Annotated in this window: 10 protein-coding genes; 1 reads left to right on the forward strand and 9 read right to left on the reverse strand. The window is 55.9% G+C overall.

Features of this window, described 5'->3' with window-relative positions; all coding sequences use genetic code 11:
- Positions 1-221: 221 nt before the first annotated feature.
- The 9 genes from BGO62_RS06030 to BGO62_RS06070 form a co-directional block, all read right to left on the reverse strand.
- Positions 222-6,152 (reverse strand): DEAD/DEAH box helicase, encoded by a 5,931-nt coding sequence (locus BGO62_RS06030; protein ID WP_296640221.1) that lies wholly within the window; start codon positions 6,150-6,152, stop codon positions 222-224.
- A 13-nt stretch (positions 6,153-6,165) separates the two neighbouring features.
- Positions 6,166-9,465, reverse strand: coding sequence for a hypothetical protein (locus BGO62_RS06035; RefSeq protein ID WP_296640223.1), 3,300 nt, complete (start codon positions 9,463-9,465; stop codon positions 6,166-6,168).
- 172 nt (positions 9,466-9,637) lie between these two features.
- Complete coding sequence (locus BGO62_RS06040) at positions 9,638-10,738, reverse strand: DUF4268 domain-containing protein (protein WP_296640225.1); 1,101 nt, start codon at positions 10,736-10,738, stop codon at positions 9,638-9,640.
- A gap of 22 nt (positions 10,739-10,760) precedes the next feature.
- Entirely contained in the window at positions 10,761-11,762 is a 1,002-nt protein-coding gene (locus BGO62_RS06045) for a hypothetical protein (protein WP_296640227.1), read from the reverse strand.
- A 2-nt stretch (positions 11,763-11,764) separates the two neighbouring features.
- A complete protein-coding gene (locus tag BGO62_RS06050) occupies positions 11,765-13,972 on the reverse strand; it encodes an AAA family ATPase (RefSeq protein WP_296640228.1) in 2,208 nt (735 codons plus the stop codon).
- Positions 13,969-15,246: a restriction endonuclease subunit S gene (locus tag BGO62_RS06055; RefSeq protein ID WP_296640229.1), complete on the reverse strand. Its 1,278-nt coding sequence runs from the start codon at positions 15,244-15,246 to the stop codon at positions 13,969-13,971. The genes BGO62_RS06050 and BGO62_RS06055 overlap by 4 nt, the downstream gene beginning before the upstream one ends.
- Positions 15,243-16,898, reverse strand: coding sequence for a class I SAM-dependent DNA methyltransferase (locus BGO62_RS06060; RefSeq protein ID WP_296640231.1), 1,656 nt, complete (start codon positions 16,896-16,898; stop codon positions 15,243-15,245). The genes BGO62_RS06055 and BGO62_RS06060 overlap by 4 nt, the downstream gene beginning before the upstream one ends.
- 17 nt (positions 16,899-16,915) lie before the next feature.
- Entirely contained in the window at positions 16,916-19,180 is a 2,265-nt protein-coding gene (locus BGO62_RS06065; protein WP_296640233.1) for a type I restriction endonuclease subunit R, read from the reverse strand.
- Between the two features lie 67 nt (positions 19,181-19,247).
- On the reverse strand, positions 19,248-19,925 hold the full coding sequence (locus BGO62_RS06070) for a sigma 54-interacting transcriptional regulator (RefSeq protein ID WP_296640240.1): 678 nt from the start codon (positions 19,923-19,925) through the stop codon (positions 19,248-19,250).
- Positions 19,926-20,073: 148 nt separating this feature from the next.
- Between BGO62_RS06070 and BGO62_RS06075 the strand changes: the two genes are divergently transcribed.
- Positions 20,074-20,599: DUF4158 domain-containing protein (locus BGO62_RS06075; RefSeq protein WP_296640234.1), on the forward strand; the 526-nt coding region annotated here is incomplete at its 3' end.

Genomic DNA, 20,599 nt, shown 5'->3' on the forward strand with positions numbered 1-20,599 from the left:
TTTGAGTGCAACTGAAAAAACCCAGACATGAAAGAGCAGGTGTTACCCAGCTCCAGAAATTATGTCGACTTCGCACAATCAATCTCTTCCGAGGGGTCGCTTGGCGCGCGGCTTCCGCGATAATTCACCGTTACAACTCTCCGTAATCGTGCGGTCTACACAATCGGTGCCATAGCAGACCATCTGAAATTTCTATCGAGCCCGGGGCGACCCACATTTATCTAAAGCGTCACATAAAAAACTCTTGTCTCAGTCCTATCGTTCATCAGGTAGTCAATTCCTCCAGTAAGGAAGAACCGGTGGGTCGTTTCGCAGCCGTCTGGCGAGACAGTTGTGATGTCGACCTCTCGGTCATGAAAGGTGCGCCCACCACCTTTCATGGGAGCCACTGTGACATCACGCTTTTCAATGCCAATAGAGGTGATTAAGTCATCCACATGACGTTCGATGTCGAGGCGGAACTCTAAGTCCCCATCTCTATCGAGCCCCTCCTTACAGTGGAGCTCCACGTGTTCGATCGTGTCAGCCAAACCCTTGATCTCATTTAGGAACTGCTTGAGGTTTTTGCGGTTGCGCTCCAATCCACAATAGGGGTCGCGCACCATTAGTTCTTTGATATAGGCACCGGCCACGGGCGCAAATATGACCTTGAGATCACGTCTTGTGCCTGCGTGCAGATCCCACATATTCATGCGTTCTCCATCGCGAAGTGCATCGTTTGCATAAGGAATGGCTGTGTCGATCAACTTATGAATGACCTGTTCGAGTTCGTCATCCACAACGCCTGTTTCAGCTGGCGACGCGATCAGACTCTCTAGTAAAGGCTGTACCGCAAAATGCTGTCGAATAACAGGCATCCCGACTGCTGTTCCCGCAAAGACTCTGGGGAGTTGTTCCCAATCCGGGCCATCTGCATTCGCGATCTGGTAGAGGCGCAAGCGGCCTTCCAGCGCATAGGGATACAGGTGTCGATAAATGGCCAGGGGGATTTGTGACTTGGGCTTCTCATCAAGCTTGTTGGCTAGATACACATGTACCGTCTTACCCGCCTGCAGCCATTTGAGCAGCAGGTTGAGACTATCGTCGGAGTAGCCACTAGTCTCCACCAAGCTGCGGGCGACTAGGTAGACCTGCTCGTAATTAGCCAATCTTTCGTTCAATCCAGCGTGACTTGGGGTGGCCCAACGGACATAGCTTCCAGGCCCAGTTTGAGCAGCACTCGGGTCAAGCAATGCATCCAACCACTCTAGTGCGGCCAGTCGCTCAAAACCGTCCCAGTAACGTTGATTGCCATAATCGCACAAGCATGAGCGACAACCAGAGTCGCAATGGGCGGGGCAATCAAGACGCTCTCGCGCCTTGCGCAGGAGGATGTCAAAGGAAAACCCAGCTTCGCCAATTCTTGCGCAGTATCCAGCACCACCCGGGACAGCATCGTAAAGAACAATCTCCAGCGTGTTTCCGATGGAGCCATAGAGTCTATAGGTAGCTCGGACCTCGCTTGGTTGAAGTTGGAGAAGGTCGATTACCGCCAATCGAAGCGCTTCCGACACTGTTCGTGCCATCCTTTCATGGAAACGGCGCGGCGTACCTTCACCCTCTTTAGGGCTGGGCAAAGGTTGAAGAAAACGGAACAAGCGCACATCGGTATCGAAACGATGGACGAAATCCAGACCAAAGCGAGATATTTGCTCATTTCTACACCGCAACCCTGTCATGGGATCGTCATGTACTAGCTGCATAACATTGCCGGCAGGTTCCCCCTTCTTGCCTTTTGCAGGCTTGCTTGGGCCAGCTGGATTGATAGGGCCAGCAAAGTTACACAATTTGCAGCGGAAATAGCCCTCGCTATACACACCACGATTAGCAATGAACATCGTCCCACGTAGAGCATCTGCCTCACGCTCATGTGCGTTCAGCAAGGCAGTGCGCAAGAAAGGCAGGTCCGTATCATTGAAGGCATCGTCCCGTGGCGAGGCAATGAGCCGTGCCTCATCCGCCGCTTTTACCCGGCGCCGGCTGCCACCCGTGTCGCGGCCCTTGCGCTCAGCATAGCTTGTGACGAAGCCATGCGGCTCGATGAACATTCTTTTGCGGCGGCCGTCGATCGACCCACAATTGGAACAAGCAGGAGGCAACTCATCCTTTGCATCGGCGATATCCACATGGAAACATTCTGGGCAGGCCACATACCAACGCTCTGGCATAAAGGCCTTCGGATAGTGAGCCAGGCCGCGGCTTGTCCATATCCGGCCATTGGCCACCACCTCGGCCCCCGGCGCATACTCACTGATGCCCTGGCTGGCATCGCGGGATAGGGCGACATCCGTAGAACCCCATCCCTGCCCCTTTTGCTGGCGTTCCTGGGTCACTTCCAGAGAGAGCGAATGAACCGGAAAACTGTAGGTGGGGATCAAGCCACGGCTGGAGAGCTGACTCACCAGGAACTGGCCCATATAGTCTTCGCGCATCCGTTGCCAATATCCTGCCTTCTTATAATCACCGGCTGTCGCGGACTCGGTCATTTTTTTCGTATATTTTCCGCAGCGTTCCTTCACAACCTCGGCGAACTCCCTGAGGTTGGAAAGAAAGCGCTGCGTTAAGCCCTCACCACTTGCCCCGATATGCCGCAGAGATTCCGGCAGGCGCATCCTCAAGGCTTCCGCCTCCTTGGTAGCATCCTTCCCGGCGTCGCTTTCTATCCATTGCATAAGTGCATCGATGAACGCGCGCAGATCATCCTGTCCGAAAACCTCACCGAACAGATGCTTTAGGGAAGGCGCATTGATGTCCTGTTCAAGGATTTTCTGGCGCAGGTAGTGCGCTAACAATACTGATTGCTGATGGCGCCAGAACAACTCCGGGTTATCTAAATGGATGAACGGAGTACCCGGCTGGGAGCCGAGATAACGGCTGAAATCACGGAATACAGACTGGTCATAATTCGTATTGCGGGCGGAGGTGACACAAAACGGCGCCGCCTGTGCACGACGGCCGGCTCGGCCTGTGCGCTGCTGGTAGTTGGCAATACCTGGCGGCACATTGAGGTTAATCACAGCCTCCAGATCACCTAAGTCCACCCCCATTTCCATGGTCGTCGTGCAAGAAAGCACATTGATCCGCCCTTCGGAAAAGTCTTTTTCGATCGATTCACGCAGATCAGTGGACAGGGAAGCCGTGTGCTCACGCGCGCGCACAGTGACGTGGTTGTCTTCCTCATAAGAGGCCAGATAATGGTTGCGTCGGCGCATCGCCGCTCGCTCATCCGGGCCTATTTCTTCCACATCGCCATGGCAATGAAATGCCGAGCACTTCCCCTTCAGCACATGCACTTGGCGCAATCCGCAACTCTTGCATATGTAAAGTGGGCGAACATCACCGTTTGCGACCCGCATGCTTTCTGCATCCAGAGCAAAGCCTGGGTTGTGCCTGACCAGCAGCGATACCGGAGGTTTGAGCAGGGCCTCCCAAAACTGCCGCAGAAATGCGAAGGCCTGATCACGATCAAGCCCCAACTGCTCAGTCAGATACCAAGTGCGTCGGTTATGTCTCTTTTGGTTCTGCGCAGGTAACCACTTGTACATGACCGAGTCATCACCGCTTTGAATGTCAAAGCTGCGGTGTTGGTTGTAGTCACCCCATGTAAACGAATCCCGAAGGTCCACGCCATAAAACTTGGCCAAGGCCTTTTCCCGTCGGAAGTTTTCCAGCAAGAAGTGAATCAAAGCCTCGATACAGGCTTCATCCTTGGGTAGTTCCGCCGGCCAGAATCCAAGCACCTTCTGGCGTAAGGTACGTAGGCGACTAGCCTCATAGGTAATATACGCCACCCCCAAGGACTCCAGCGAGTTGCGCCTGCCCGCAGGGGTGCAGAATTCAGCGCCAATAGCGCCTAATAACAGGCTCGCCACGTCCTGGCGATCAGTGCGTATATCGCCGTTAGCATCCAATAAAATGGGTTGGCGACCATCACGTTGCCATTGTTGATAAATCTGTTCGGCCAATTGCCGAGCATCAAGAGGCTCCGCGCGTTCCTTAAGCACTTGGCGGATGGCACTGCGCAAAGCTAGATCTGCTGCTGTTCGCTCGAAATAAGGGGCAAAGAAAGCCGCATCCTGGCGGTTGTCCGAGAACGAAAGCAAGCTGCGTCCCTGTGCCGGGCGTGGATCGCTGTGGTCGATCTCGCTGCCAGGAAGCGCTTCCAGAACCCGTTGGGTAACCACGCTGCCAAGGGCCTCATTGCCAGGATGCATGCGGGTAACGATTTCCGCCTCCGCACCCGAAGCGCGGCCGCCGCAGGCAGGACACTTGCGCACATACCACGCTTTCTCTTCTTCATCCTTGTCTGTCTGAATGGCATAGAGTGCAATGGAGCCTTCTCCGGCGGCCAACTCCCCCGTAAGCGGGTTAAGCCAGTGACGCGCGTATTGGTTTGGAGCAGCCTCGTCGGCTTCATCCTCCTCGTCATCCACATGGTCAGTTGGTTTACCCAGCCAGAACACGCGACGCTCGGCTTTGGCATCAGCCAAATCCGGGCGACGATGGTGCAGTCTCCCGCCTTCCTCGAATCCCTCCATGTATGGCTGACCACACTTGCGGCAAACCAGGAGTGGATAGAAATAACCGTGCTGACGATCGTGATGGTGGCGAGCAACCTTGATGTCCTGCCAACCTTCGCCCTCACTATCGGGCCGGACAGCAATGCCTTCGATCCCATTTACAGCGATGTGATAGCGCCCGGGGAGCAACGGGAAGCTCTCATCATCGGAACGCGCCATCATGCCCATGCGGATCACCGCACTAAGCGCCTGATAGCGCTCGCCATCAGTCAAGGAATCAGCCGGTGAATCGAACACGCGCTCCGATAACTCGCGGAAGTCTTTGACCCCGGCTTGATCAAGTTCACTGGCTACCCTCCGAATTTCCCGGTTTGAAGAAAAACGTTCTTCGAGAAAAGGACCAAGCGGCAGGCTAACCGGACCCTTAAATTCTGGGCGAGACAGCTCATGCATCTCAAGGTAGTCATTCCAGGTATCTGTTGAGCGGTCCTGCTCAGGTAGGCGCGCCACCTCTTCAAGAACCTTGCCGAGGCTTATCCAGTCTGGTCCCGTGAGGGCAAATTCATCCTTTATAGGTTGCTGCAAGCGCTCATGCACGATGCGCTTACCGCGCACCACCTCATGCACTTCCTCAGCGAACAACGCACGTGCAAACACCTTGAGCTTGTCATCTGCATCCGGCCCATCCGCCAAGCTGGCGCTGGTGCCAAAAACCTGTAGTGGGGTTTCCAGGCCCAACCGGGTTTTTAACTTGCGCAAAAGAAACGCCACTTCCGTTGCCTGCGCACCGCTGTAGGTGTGGATCTCGTCCAATACAACGGTATGCAAGGCATTGGCAGAAAAAAGCCGGGCATTACGCGGCAACAGGAGCAGGTGCTCCAGCATGGCGTAGTTGGTGATCAGCACTTTGGGCGGATCGTTCAGCATCTCTTCTCGGGTGAGCCGCCAGTTGGCCGGGATGTGATCCGGGTCGCCCAAGGCACGCATCAACTTCTGGTTGTTGAAGAGACGGTTTTCTTCCTCGTTACGTTTGGTGTTCGCCTTCACCTGCCCGGTATAGCGCCCGAAGGTGATGCCGTGGTCCTTCAGGTAGCGCCCGAACAGCGGGGCAATGCGGTAGTAAAGCTGGTCATTGGCCAGCGCGTTCATGGGGTAGATCAGCAGTGCCCTTACACCGGGTTTTTCGGGTTCAGGGTCGGAAAGCAAGGCGTGGGCGATTGGATAGAGAAAGGTTTCCGTTTTGCCGCTGCCTGTGCCGGTTGCCACCAGCAGGCTCTTGCCGTCCCGGACGGCGAATTCAATCGCACGTTGCTGATGCAGGTGCAAACGGCGCGAAGCGGTGGGCAAGCCAGCCAAGGCATCGTGAAGAAAACCGCCCTGACCTTGGGTGAGTTCTGCAAGGGTATTCCCCTTCTCAAAGTCGGGTAGCGCTTCAACATAGGGTCCTTCAACCAGATGCTGATTGGAGAGTTCAGTACGAAAACGCTCGGCCAAGCGAGGGTAACGACGGCTGACCGGCAGCGTGGTGGCGATATAGCGCTCCAGAACAGTCTTCAGTTCCTCAACCAGAGCAATGGGGTTGGCTTCACTCATTTATCTTCGTTCCTTAATCCAATTCTGCTTTCAGCGCCAACTCCCACAACAGGAGATAAAACCCGAACAGCCCCTCACCCAACTGCAGCAGATACGCCATCGAGGCTTTCGTCGCTGACTCATCCCGGAACGACGCGAGGAAGTCATCTAGGACACCAGGCTCCCGGACCTCCATCCTGCAGACGTAGGCCATCCATGCGATCAGATGCGCCATGGTCGCCAGATTCTCGAAACGCTGCGCATCATCCGCGCTTACTCCATCATCGCTGGGATATGGCCACGGTGTCAGATGCGGCGCGCACGCGCAGAAATGCCCCGGAGTCCCCCTCACGTCGAGGGCCGGATGGCGACGGTGGAATTCCTGGCACAAACCCAAGGCTTGGCCGCGATGAATATCGTTCCCCGCCAGCGAGCGGTCGTAGGCGTCTTCCAATGCACGCAGCGCATGCCTGTAGTGAATCGGGCCCAGATAATCGCCCGGGCCAGGCATGAATGCGTCATCACTCAGGCGGTAGTGGCTTTCGGGTGCGTCCGTGTTGATCAGGGCCGCAGTGTAGGCATCGCATCTGAAGCCCTCCGGCTTGGCGCCCCGGGCAATCGCCGGAAAATTCCTGAACCCGGCAGCCGCACTCGTATGCAGCAAGTCTCCAAACACGAAGGGGTACTCAGCGGAGACACTTGCCACGGCCCGCATCGCGCGGATCAGGGGATGGGGATTTTCGTTTACGACCCTGTAGGCATCGGCGGGCTGCGCGAAGAGCCCAGGAAGCTCAGCCGAGACCGCGACCTGGGGCAGCCAACTTGGCGAGGCATCTTCCGGTGGACGCATGGCGACCATATCGGCCAAGGTAGGTAGCGCCTCGCCCTCACGTCCGCTCCACTTTTGAGTGAACGCTCTCCAGGCGTCCCCCAACCAGGAAATTTCTAGCCAGGCTTCCTGCGCGTAGCAACCCTGCAATGCGGCGTGAATTCGTTTCAGCAGCGCACATTTCGACTTGTCATCGAGTTCAGTGACCTGCGCCAGCCACTCTCTGGGTAGAAGCGGTTGCCCGGCCTCACCCCACAAGAGGCCTGCAGCGAATGCATCCTGCCGGCTATTCTGCACATGCCCCCAAATCCCCTTGATTTGAGCGTCGATATTGAACAACCACGCGCCAGCGGGCCAATAGTCCAGATTGAGGTACACATAGGCCACATAGCCGCCCTCGCTACCATCCACCACCATCAGGCGGGCCTGTCCAAAGCGGGTATTGATCAGTTCATCAGCGTTGGCCTGCAGGGTGAACATGTCGTCGTCATCGGATGTCAGCGACACGGCGCGCACTGCGGTGGCGTCCAAAGGCTCGGACACATGCAGACGCATCACAAACTGCCCGCCTCGATACTGTGCAGAAAATCCGCTCGCCTCATGAGGCTGGGTCAACCTGAGCAGATCCAATGATGTTCCGGTCAACTCGTTTTCGTAGATCAGAATGCTTGATTGCGGTGTCAGGCGACTTGCAAGAAACGAAGCGGGGAGCAGTTTGGCTGGTTGGCGCGAGAAATCCACGCGCTGCGACCAATCGCCCAAGCGCAGATAGCCTGGGTCGCTGGCAATCACCACGATTTGCTTGTCCGATATGAGAGAAACCGTTTCGGTGCTTCCCAATGCGCGCCTGGAACGGCTACTTATGCCGCCCTCCGCAATGCTCTCCACTTCCACGAATACCCCGGGCACATTCCAGGTAAGGCTTTGCAGGCGGGCCTGGCTCAGCCCGAACACCAAGCGGACGCCTCGTGCGGACGCATCCTTCACAGCCAGGTCATCTCCCTTGCGCTCAAGGTTTTCGCCAACTTCGAGCTTGAGGTTCTCTGGCCATTCCGAACAGCGGAAGCGCAGGCCGCGATTGATCTCTTGCAGGCCCAGCCAGAACAGACTGGCGGCACGCATCAGAATCCGCGCTTCCCCGGTTCGCCGTAGTTCAGAGACCACTCGCATCAATCCAGGCTTCCAACCTGAAAGCGCTGCCAGATCGGATACGCTGACCGTGCATCGACCCTCCTCACCCAAATCAAGCGGCACGACCTGCGATTGGCCACTTTCACCGGGATTGAGCGTCAACTCATACTCGCCGTGCCCGATCCAATCGGCCGGCAACTGCACCTCCATGCCGACTGTTCCGAACAGAAACTCCACGCCTTCCTTGCTGGCCTGGACGTCGCCCTTCCAGGTAATTAGAGGCGTCGCCTCAGCCTGTATCTCCAGGCAAGCAGGGCCATTGCGGATTGCACCGACTTCCCCGGGGCCAAGCTGGAGCCGGAACAAGAACAGTCGCGGGTCTTCTGAGAGTTCCTCCACCTCATGATCTGCCGGCGCAAACCTGGACAGGACGCTGTACGCGCCGGGCGGGAGGATCAACGGTTCTCCTTGACCCAATTGACCGCGGGCAGCAAGTCGCCCCGTGTCCGCGAAAAGCAGCATGCGATTGCTCTTCTCGTCTTCCCACAGGCTTGCCTGCATCTTCTGCCCTGTAGACACGCAGTGCGCCTCAACCTTGCCTGGCAGAACCTTGCCCAGGGGGATGAAGCGGTCCTCTGCCTCAGTGCGATACATCCGGGTGGCGCCATCCACCTTCACCGACCATTCCTGTTCCTCGCCACCGGGGAAGAACACGCCGAGGCACCCATCCAGGAACACAACGCGGGGAAGAACGGCTCGCCTTATCGCGGTGGTGCCAGACCTGTCAAAGGCCTGCGCCATCGCCTTTTCAAGCGCATTGCCTGCTTCAACATTTTGGCCACCATTGGCATACACACGCAGAAACGTACGGGTGTAGTAGCCAAGACGATCAAGCTTCAAGGCGTCACGGGCAGTCTGACTGAAAGGCGGCCCCAAGCGCACATCAAGCGCCGCCTGCCAGGTCGCTATACCTTCCGGATCGTCGTCATCGGGCAAGCCCACCCTTTTGGCAAAGACCAGCATCCGCTCAGCCAGGTCATCCACAAAAGGAAGCGGCACACCAGCTTGCCTCACATACTCGTCCGCCATGAAATGCGGCCCGGATGTACGCGGAGAGGGCTCAAGCCCTAAATTGAGCAGGGAGCGGCGGAACGCCCTCCAAAGTGGTTCCCGCTCCCCATGGCCAAGCTCATCGCACATGCCCAAGGCTTTGCGGACGTGTGGATAGAGGGAGAATTTCCCGCCCTGTCCCATACCATGCATGACGTGCCAGGCCAGATAGACTGCGAACAAAGCCGGATGAGACTCGAGACGTGCGACGTAGCCGGAGGGCGTCGGATTGGCTGCGATGGCTCGGTCGATGGCATCACGCATTTCCCTTGTAAGGGCTTCACCGAGCAAGCCCAGAAAGGGAGCGTCACTTTCTCGGATCGCTTTATTTACAGCTTTCTCAGACTGGGTAAGCCAGAGCCATAGTCGAAGTGCTTCGCTATTTTGGGCGGTCATTCCACTGCTCTTATTTTTTTGTTGAACTTGGCCAAATGACTCATATCTTGAGTTGGTGAATGGGATTCCTGAGAACCTTCTCGAATCGGATCATGCCGTCGATCATCCGGTCTTGAAGCTCGGTCCATTCGCCCTCGGGGGTGCGCCAACCACCATCCTGGTCATAATTGATCCTGCACCCCTTCCGGCCCGGCAGTTCCTCCCATGACAAAGGCGCACCGAAAGCCTGCTCAATTGAGTCCTTCTGGCTCTTGAGCTGCTCCAATGCTTTCAGATTCCACTCATCAGGTTCCTTGTCATTGCGAATATAGATCTCTACCCGTGCACGGTTCTCAGTAAGGGTCAGGTTCAGGGAGAACCCATATCGCCCGATTCCCGCCGATAGCCAGTGATCGGTTGTGGTGCTTCGGTTGGCGAGAAGCGATGTCTTCGGCTTGGAGCGATCGATCAGCTGGGCCCAAAACCTGCGGAAGATTTCCTGTCGTGCGGTCTGAACCTTCTTCGCCTCCTGCTCCTTGCCTCGGATCTTGACCTCATAATCCGCTGCCTCGGGCAAGGGAATAATTTGAACGGTGTCGATCAGCAGTGTTTCACCCAACTTGTATGGCTTCAAACGCACACAGGTAATGTCCAGATCATGCTTGTTCAACCAGATGACCGCCGTGGTCAGCTCGGAGGAAAAATCGGCGGAGACAAGGATGATGCGAACGTCCTTCGTGAGCTCGACATCGTCAACAGAGTCCTCCTCTAGGAACTCAAGAATGTCCTTGGTTGCTCTAGCTTCGGCATCGTCTCCACCCAGATATTTGGCATAGGTGGAAATGGCCTGGTCCAGTGTCATGCTGGACACCATGGCGGCATAGCGAATCGCTTGCAGCTCCATGTGGCCACCATCCTCTGTTCTCTTGAGTTCAACAACAACAAGCCGCGCCTGCTTGTCCAAGCAGAGCAGATCGATACGGCGCTTGCTGTCCTCCCAATTGCCGTACTCCTCCGCGATGACCATCAGGTCATCTCCCAGCGGAGAAATGTCAGCCTTTAGAAGTTGCTGCAGATCCCTGCGCTCAAACACGCGCTCTTCCGTGAACGAGGTGGCCTGAACAGCCTCCAACCTGCCGTTTTGTACTTTGTATAGCGGCATTTTTCTCCTCACTAGCCTCTGGTTAAGTTGTTATCACCGCCTCTTTTGCCGCTGCGTGCGCCCGGAGCTCATCTTCAACCCGCTTAAAACCCGTCACTACTTCACCTGTCTTAAAAGTCGCCGTTGATCGCTCAGAAGCGAACGCCCCTTCAAACACCTGCAGACCTATCCCGATTTCCCAAACGTAATTTTCGAACCGTACAAACCGATCATGCGACACACCAGAAAACGTCGAATTGGGTAACATCACGACTTTGATTCGTCCCACTTTTTTTCGCGGCAGTTTGCCTAGCAATTGGCGAATTTCCTCCTCAACGTCGGGCAATAAACGCCCCTTGAGTTCCTCTGTCCACCCAGAGTAGAGGGTTACATGACGGGGGCCACATGCATCCGCATCCAATAAGCGCAGGAAACGTTCCAACCCGGAAAGTTGCGTTTGAGGACAGGTGACGTGCCGAGACATCGCGTATCGATCAACGATTGATACGCGTTTGATTGGAATGCCAGCCAGCAACTGAAAGCGGAGTGTCCAAATGTCACTGAACTTGTCGCCAACCTCGATATAAGCACCTGACTTGGCGATTGCTTTTTTGAAAGACGCAGCCTGAGAAGCCGATTGCAGACGGCACACCTCAACATCCGGAGCGTTGGCGGCACGGATAGTCAGGTCATATTCAGACATACCAAACTCGACTTCTGCCCGCGCGTCATCAACCAACGCCACGCTAGCGTGATTGCTTAGGGCACCGACGCTGCTGGCAATCACGCTTCCATTCCAACCATTTCTGCACGCGCGCAGAGGGAGCCGCTCCACCATCTCCATCCAAAGCGGCCTGATTTTTTGCGGCAACTTATCTATCGCGCTCTTAAGCCGAGAGGTTTCGAAATCATGAGAGTCGTATTCAAGCAAGCCGATACGCTGCCACGTATCAATAAGGCCCTCGTGGCAGGTGCGCACATGTGCTGGCAGCCAGGCAGGGTCGGGCGCAAGGCTGTCGGCATCGATAACAAAAGGAACCAACATCCTCAGCGTCCCGAGAATTTCTCACGAAAAGATTCTTCAAAGAATCCCCCAGGCCATTCATCGATGAAGTCTCCATCTTCATCAAGCTGCAATTCAGTGAACTTGCTTCCACTTGATGAGGGCTCAACGTATACGACACCAATATCTTCCGGCTTTACCTTTCCCTCTCGAATCCGGCGCATTAGACGAAGGATCAAATGCTCGCTGTGTGTTTCAAGAATAAAAGTATTCTTGCGATCGCCGAATGCGGCCTCAATAAATACATCCCCAAGCTCAGCCTGAAGCGCAGGATGTAAATGGATCTCGGGTTGCTCCATGGCGATGAGCCTGTTCTTGGATGCGTAGGCTGTAACCAGAACCGGCAGCACCTGCGATATCCCGATACCAACATCACGGTGGGTAACAGAAGTATTTTTCAAGATATCTACGAGCTTAAGCTCTGTCACTCGTTCGATGTCAGCCTGCGAAATCTCATTCATGAAGAGCTCTACTGGGAGATTAGAGTCTTCCCATATCCCCAGATTAGATGGGGAGCTTTCGACATCTAAATGGCCCGCAAGATCATTTTCTTGCTTAGCCAACAGCTCAACGCGCCGAAATTTTTCTATTTGCTCCTCACGTAAAGCGACCTGCTGCTTCGCCTTCTCCAAGTCATTTTTTGCTTTGTTTATTGCATGAAGGAGTTGCTTCAACGCTTTCTGCCGCGTTCGATCGTCGACTTCGCCTGCCTGACGCTTCGTCCTCGCCGCTTCAAATGTCTTTATTCGATCTCTTGCGCTCTTGATGTCCTCATCAGTCACTCTAACCAGATCATGCAATCCGCGTTTTATCTGGTCATCTCTTCTTTCCGACAACATAACAAGCTGCAATTTGATGTCGTCAAGCGCCCTCGCTCTGGCTACATCAATTTTTAAATTCGTGCGCTCTATTACGCTGTCATCTGCAAGAAGACGTTCATACTGCATCTGTAGTGCAGCATAACTTCTCTCAGCCTCTTCGTACGCACGATATGCCTCCTCTCGTGTTTCCTCCAATGGCTCAATCATGGTGTCAAGCATCAAATTGATAGGCAGGTTCACGCTCGCGCGTTTGATTTTCCATAAGGCTTCCTCAATCGGACCTGATAGGTCTGAAAGGGCAGCCATAGGCTGTACGACCAGTCTATAAGGGGTCTTTAGTTTTGCAGACCCCAGCCAGGCATTAACCGCTTCTCGCACGGACTCATCACGCCGGACCACATCCCACGCGTAACCTCCACCCGCATACCAGTTAGCATCTTCGTGCTCGGAAAAGGCCAGATGGCGCGGAGGGAAAGAACGCAGCGGACCGAGATACTGCAACTGTTTCATCTCTTCCGACAGCGCTTCAGAAATGCCTTTGACCAGATCATTCAGCGTGCGTGGAAGATAAAAACGCACTGCCTGGGCAATATCTTCCTTTCGGTTCCCTCTGCTTATAGGAAACAATGCGTTAACGGGAGATAGGTCTACCCCTTCAATATTCGGCAACTCCACACCGGATGGAAAAAACTGCTCGACGCGAATCAGCAGTTGCGGCAGCAAATCGGCGATGGCTTCATTTGCCCCATCGAAATCCTCAGGCCTCATCTCCTCTGACGTTGTCGCCGACTCGACGATCGCCTTGAGCACCTGGCGAAACACCTGATGATCGCTGGCGATTCGGTCAAGCCGCAGCGTGCTTCCCTGGCTATCTGTGCGCCGTCTGCTCATTCGCATCAACTCGACGTCATCGCCAGTTATTTCAATGGATTCGACACGTGGTCCAGCACCTGATTTGGGCCGGTCCAAATCGTCCAACTCGATCCCTAAGGAGATGTTCAGTGCCACCCTGCTTACAGGTGCCAGTAATTGTGCAAGACGCTTATCCTTGCCCTCCGCTAGTGCTGCTACTGACAATTCCGCTCCCCACTCAACGCGTTTTCGCACCTGGCCTCGGTGTACATACTGCCTGAAGCCGCCCAGGTCGATCGCGCTACCGCCGACGTCGGTGTGGTGCACATCGAGCCGAGTCAGGCTGCGCTTCTCACGGCCGAATTGCGCTTCGTGGGCCAGCGCCAAGCTGTGGATGAAGCTGGACTTGCCCGCGCTGTTGGGACCGAAGATCAGCGTGATGGGCTTGAGCGGGATCGTCTGGGTGTCGGCAAAGGCTTTGAAATTACCCACGCGCAGGGCAGTCAGGCTACGACTCATGGCTGGGCCTCCAATTCTCTAGGCAACGGCAGATTGAGAGTGCGGGCCTGCTGCGCCATCTCGGCTAGCAATTCCTTCATGTGCGCCTCACGCCATTTGGCTGTGAGTTGGCCGGAAAATGCTTTCCGTAGAAGTAGCGAGAACAACGTATCGATTTGCGCCGATGCACGCTCGCGATCCCCCTTAAAACCTAACAGGCCCTTCAGGTTTGCGGCAAATCCGTTCTGCAAAGCGTGCGGGGGTCTGGGAACCTGCAGCGACAAAAAGCGCGGGCCATCGATGTTGTGAACAGTCGCACCTTTCTTCACACAACTCAATGCCAGGCTTTGCCCGGTCACCAGCCAGCCATAAAGAAACTCATTTGACACTTCACGTCGACTGTTCAATGCCTTCAAGTCTTGGTTAAGGGTCAGCGAACGGCCGGCGATAGCGACCGGAAAGGTGTGAGCCAGAATACCGGATCGGTAAACGATCAAAATGCTGCCAGGCTCAACGAGCTTGGTTGCGCTGTTCGCAATAGCTGCATTCGTGATGTGATCTTCAGTGTCCTCAATGACGTCTGACTTCATGTCCTTTGGGGAGACCCAAGGAATATCCCCTTGCCAGTAATCCGGAACAGCCTTGGAGGGCGTCCCCCCGCCGAACACATCAAACAGAACATCAAGCCTTTCTGTGGGCCACCCCTTCGGATTCGTTGCCGGATCGCCGAACATCTTGAGGAACAGTACGGGCAGGATGCGGCCGGCCTTGACCTCAGCCTCGCGGCGCAGGAGACGCAGACGGTAGGCTTCGTCGAGTAGGTCGATGATTCGAGATTGCTCCTTGGGGGAAGCCAACGGCAACGGAGCACGCCTGACCACACCATCGGTGACGGCCGGGTAACTAGCCCCTGTGGCATTCGAGACGAGGTACTCAATGAACTCACGACTCTGAACCCAATAGAAAAGGTACTTGGGATTCAACAGGACGGGGTTCGCTCGCAAAACAGAGAACCCAGTCGAGGCGACTTCTCCATCGAGGTCATCAGAAACGAGAGCCACTGCATTCAGATTTGGCCTGACGGTCGAGACAAGTACATCCGATGTTTGAATGATCTTTCTGGCTCGGCTGGGCGCTTCGGCACACGGCAACGCCTCCGCACGCGAAATTATTTTGGAGTCACGGTCTACTCCAGCAATATCGACATAACGAAAGGTCGACGCTCCGCTGCGTGCTGGGTCGGCTTGCAGAGTTGGCAGGCAGACGTCCCCTAAAGGGGCGGTTAGCCAATTCATATTTCCAACTCCGCCAGCAGTTTTTCCAACCCCGCCACCACCTTACGGTAGTCCCCCAGCACCTCGGTAACCAACTCACGCGGATCTTCGTCGCTGGCCTTCTCCGCCACACGCGGCTTCCACTGGCCGGCGCCCAGATTGTAGTCGGCCTCGGCCAGCCGTTCGCGGGTCGCCCACCAGCAGGTCGGTTCTTCGCTGCCGTGGGCCAACAATGTGTTGGCCTCCAGCCCAGGAGGCGTGGTGAAACCGCTGGCCTTGTATGCTTTCCATCGTGTCAGCAGATCGGGAATATCGTTCTTCTCCGGCGTTTCCACGCGGCCACCTCCGGAAATCTTGTCCGGGTCGTAGCCGTCGTTGCGAACCTCGTAGAACCAGACTTTGTCCAGCCGCTTCGCGGATTCGGAAGCCGGTTTGCGGAAGACCAGAACGGCAGTCTTAACGCCCGCGTAAGGCTTGAACGCGCCCGCAGGCAGGCTGACGACAGCGAGCAGATCGAAGTCGTGCACCAGGCTCTTGCGCAGCTCCACGTGTGCGCCAGTGGAACCGAACAGCACACCCTCGGGTACCACCACTGCGCAGCGGCCACCGGGAGCCAGATGCTGCATCATCAGCGAGAGGAATAGCAGTTCGCTCTTCTTGCTATTGGTGGGCAAATCTGCACGGATGGAGTCCTTGGGCAACTGGCCGGCAAACGGCGGGTTGGCCAGAATAACCTTGTAGCGGCGGCGCAGATCGTCTTCGGTGAGGCCGCCCATGTCCGACAGCGAATTCGCGCGCTTGAGCTTGGCGTGGCGGACGCCATGCAGCACGAGGTTCATCATGCTGATGCGCACCATCTGGCGCGACACGTCGGTACCGAATACCGACGCTTCCAGCAGGCTCCAGTCCGGAATCTTCTCGCCTGCACCCTTACGGTAGGTTTGCAGGCGAGGAATCTCTGCCTTCAACTCAGCCAGGGACTTGCCCTTTTTCTCCAACCAGTCCTCCCCGTAGATGGGGTATTCGCTGACGTGGTCGGAATACTTGGACAGCAGGTAGTCGACCGCGTCGATCAGAAAGCCGGCCGTGCCCATAGCCGGGTCGAATAGGGAATCCCCGATATCCGGGTCTACCATCTCGACCATGAAGGCGCGAATCTGGCGCGGCGTACGGAACTGGCCGTTGAGCGAGCTGGAGCCTAGATGCACCAGCAGGTATTCGAAGATGTCACCCTTTACATCCGGGCCGAGCTTGCGGAATTCGAAGCCGTCCAGTTCGTCGATGACTTGCTTCAGCACGTTGGGGTCGACGATTTCGAGCACCGCATCACGGAAGTACTCGGCCACCTCAGGCTCGTCCTTGGCGAGGGAAGACATGTAGGGGAAGACTTCATCCCTGATGAAATCCCGCAGGTCGGTGCCGCTCTTGAAGCGCCAGTGGCTCCAGCGGTAGCGCTCCGATTGAGCCGGGAACAGCAGCTTGGCGTTGCCGTGGGTGCTGGCTTTGCCGTCATTCAATCGAATGCGTAGTTCACGGTCGCTTTCCTCCTCATCTAGCAACTTAAGGAAGATGAGGTAGGAAATCTGCTCGATGTAAGTGACCGGATTGGTGACACCACCCGCCCAGAGGATGTTGGTGATGTGATCGAGCTTGCGTCGTAGTTGTTGGTTCAACGTGTTGTCCTAATTATTCAGGCAACCAGCACGGACTGGTTGATTTCATCCAGCATGGTCTTTAGCCCCTGCTCACCGAACAACTCGATGCCGATGTTGGCAGCGTTCAGGATGGACAAGGGCGGGGCAAACAAGTCGTCTAGCGAGACTTTGCCTTTGACGAGACCACGGTTCTTGAGCAATGCGAGGTATTGCGCCTGTTCGGGCGCAAGGTTCTTGGCAACCAGCCATGCACGGAAGTTCTCATCCACGCGTTCTTCACGGCTCTTGATCTTGAGTATGCCTAGGGCATGGCGAATAAAGTCCACCAAATTGCCGCCCGGGTTACGGTAGGCACGGCGCAAGTTGTCTTCGTTGAAATAGCGCTGTGGCTGGTTAAGGTGTTGGGCGAGAGCGGTTTCTTCCTGCTCAGTCAACGGCTCGCCAGATCTCACCTTGGCGATGACCGGGTCGCTATCGGCCTCCTGCTGAATAGTCTGCTCCCACTCCATCACGTAGTCGCGTTTGTCGACTCTCTCACCGTCAGGGCCTACTTCGATGTAGTGAACGGCGTCGAGCCATTCGTCTTCCAGACCGAGTTCAATTAGCTCACGAGGTGTCTTGGGGCCACCTTGCGGTGGTTTCGTCGCGTAACCTCCCCCACCGCTTCCAGAGAAGACATCGCTGTCCGAATCGTTGAAATACTCGTGATTGCGAAAAAAGTCGTAAATGACAAACTTCTCTTTGCCGATATGCGGTGCGGTACGGGTGCCACGGCCACGCATTTGCTGGTAAAGGATAGGGCTGCGCACACGGCGGCACATCACCAAATGCAGAATCTCACGGCAATCAAAGCCAGTGTCGAGCATGCCGACGCTCACTGCAACCTGTGGCAAAGCTTCCTGCTTGAATCGGCGGATCATGTCGTCAGCATTGGCAACATCAGAAGTAATGACTTCGGCGTAACCCCCCTTGTGCTCGGGGTGCAGGTCATTGAGGTATTGCGCCAGACGCGCAGCGTGGTGCTTGGTAATCGCAAACACCACTGCCTTGCCGGGGCCGGTTTTCTGCCCGGGAGCCAGTCCCTTGAAGCTTGACCAGGCGAGACGATCGAACTCCTCCATCATCAGACGGTTGCTGGCCTCGTTGGTCCACTTGCGTTCGAACTCGGACGGGTCATAGTGCTCGTCGTCTACGTTCGCTCCTTCTGACACCAATGCGGTGATTCCGGTAGCGAACTTGTAGGGGGCGAGAAACCCCTCCTTGAATGCTTCTTGGATGGGATACGAGTAATCGGGCGCATCGTCCTTGCAGTGATAGAACTGAAACGTGTTGCGCTCGATGTAAATTGCCGGCGTAGCGGTCAGACCAATGTGCAGGGCATCAAAATAGGACAGAGCAGTCTGCCACGTACCGTAGATGGATCGATGACATTCGTCCATCACGACGCCATCAAAGTAGCCACTGGTGAATTCCTGGTAGCGGCCAATCATGGTCTGCAAAAGGCAAACGGTAATCTGTTTTTCCTGCCGTACCATCCCGGGCTTGAGCCAGTAGCTCGAATACCCGGGCAATAAATCTTGAATGGCTTCAATGGCCTGCTTGGCAAGTTGGTCACGGTCGACAAGGAACAGAATGCGCTCGGCATGGCCCGCCTGAATCAGGCGCTTGATGTAGAGCACGATCAGATCCGTCTTGCCGCAGCCCGTGGGCAGCTCGATGAGGAACCGGCGCTTGCCCAGTTCGACCGTGCGATCCAGGGCCTGCATCGCTTCCTTCTGGTAAGGACGCAGCGTACGAGTCTCACCTTGTCGCAAGTAGGTGTCAGGAATCGGAATAGTGGCCAGCGGCAGGCGCTCGGCGCGCATGTGAACCAGCCGTTCAAGATCACGGCGCGAGAAGAAGGAGTTGACGATGCGGGCGTCGTCATTCTGGTAGTCCCAGAAATAGATGAGCTCGCCGTTGGTGAGAAAGATAAAGGGCGCACCGATCTGCTTCGCATAGGGCAAGGCCTGCTGCTTGGCGACGTAGGGATGGATAGCCTGCTTCTTGGCTTCGACCACCGCTAATGGCCGGCCGCGTTGGTCGAGTAGCACGTAGTCGGCCCGACCCAAAAGTCCGGCTTCATAACTTGCCGTGGAGAGGATGGTGGCTTGTGAGCCCGACTCAGCTACTTCATATGCTGAGCCAGTCACTTTGACTTCAGTCAACACCTGCGACTTGTCCGCCGGATTCCAACCGGCCGCACGCAACTGATCATCGATCAGGATACGAGCGTCAGTTTCTTTGGTCCGGTCGGTCAATTTGAAAAATCTCTGTGGCGGTAGGAAAAGAATTCAAGCATGAACTTGTCAGCATGATATGTGCCAGCTAATTTGAAATCCCGTAGCGTTTCATCCAGTTCGTTAAAGTCTGATAATTGGGAAGGCCAAGTATACGTGTCGCCTGCGCCTTGTTGCCGTGTGCGGCAGACAGGGCTCTGCTGAGGTAATGCCTTGCCACCTCCGCGATGAGTCCTTGCAGGTCAACGCCTTCCTCAATGGGGCGGTCGAGGATGGTGTCGTGCTGTCCCTCGGCAGGCCCCAGGTCCAGAATGGAATCCTTCATGGTCGCAGCGCTGATGGCTTCCTCGTCGCTGCTCACGGTAGCCCGGTAAAGGGTGTTCTGCAGCTCGCGTACATTACCCGGCCAAACATGCTCAAGCATAATATTTTTTGCGGAAGCAGAAATTTTCTTATTAAATGGCTTGCCGTCTTTGGCGGCTTCCGAATTGATCCTGCTCATCAGCCTGTCGATCAGCAAGGATAGGTCGCCAGAACGCTCCCTTATGGGGGGCAACTTAAGGATGGCTACAGCAAGCCGGAAAAACAGATCCTCGCGGAAATTCCCTACTGCGACCTCCTTGGTCAGGCTGCGGTTGGTGGCGGCAATGATTCGCACATCAACTTTTCTGGGCGCGCTATCACCGACGCGGACAATCTCGCCCTCCTGTAGGGCGCGCAACAATTTGACCTGAACAGGTTTGGGCAACTCGCCGATTTCGTCCAGGAAGGGGTCTCCTCGTTTTCAGTGCAATAAGTGACGGTACGCAAAGCTAGCACTGGCGCGGGGGTGGTCTGGGTAGACCGTTGATTTCATTGACTTTCCTGTTCGCTTTGTAAACGGGTATGGTGGCCTCCCACTTTTGAGGTTCACGATGCAGGGTTGGCACACAACGTTTTTGGGGATGCGTGGGCTCCCCCGCGATATCAGCGACTTCGAGATGAAGGCATTTTTCACCTTCGATGGTGCCGAGCGCGACGCAATCAATGCACGCCGAGGTGATTCCCACAAGCTTGGTCTGGCGCTCCATATTGGTTTCCTGCGCATGAGTGGGCGTTTGCTCGGTGCCTTTCGGGTAATTCCAGTAGCCTTGTGGCGCCACCTTGGCAACGAGCTTGGCATTGCAGCACCAGAAGTCGCCTCGCTGAGAGCCATGTATGAACGCGGGCGCACGCTATTCGATCACCAACAAGTAGCCTGCACGGTCCTTGGATTCCAGTGGATGAGCGAGCACCAGCGCCGCTCACTGGTACGTGAACTGCGCGACGAAGTGGCGCGCTGCGCCGACCGCGATCAGCTACTCGTGCGGGCGCGTCAATGGCTGTACAAGAACAAGCTGGTGATCGTGCACGAGCGGGCAATTCGGACACTGATTGCGGCGGCACTTGCCCAGCTTGAAG

The organism is Thiobacillus sp. 65-1402, assembly GCF_001897685.1.
Taxonomy (GTDB): Bacteria; Pseudomonadota; Gammaproteobacteria; order Burkholderiales; family Thiobacillaceae; genus Thiobacillus.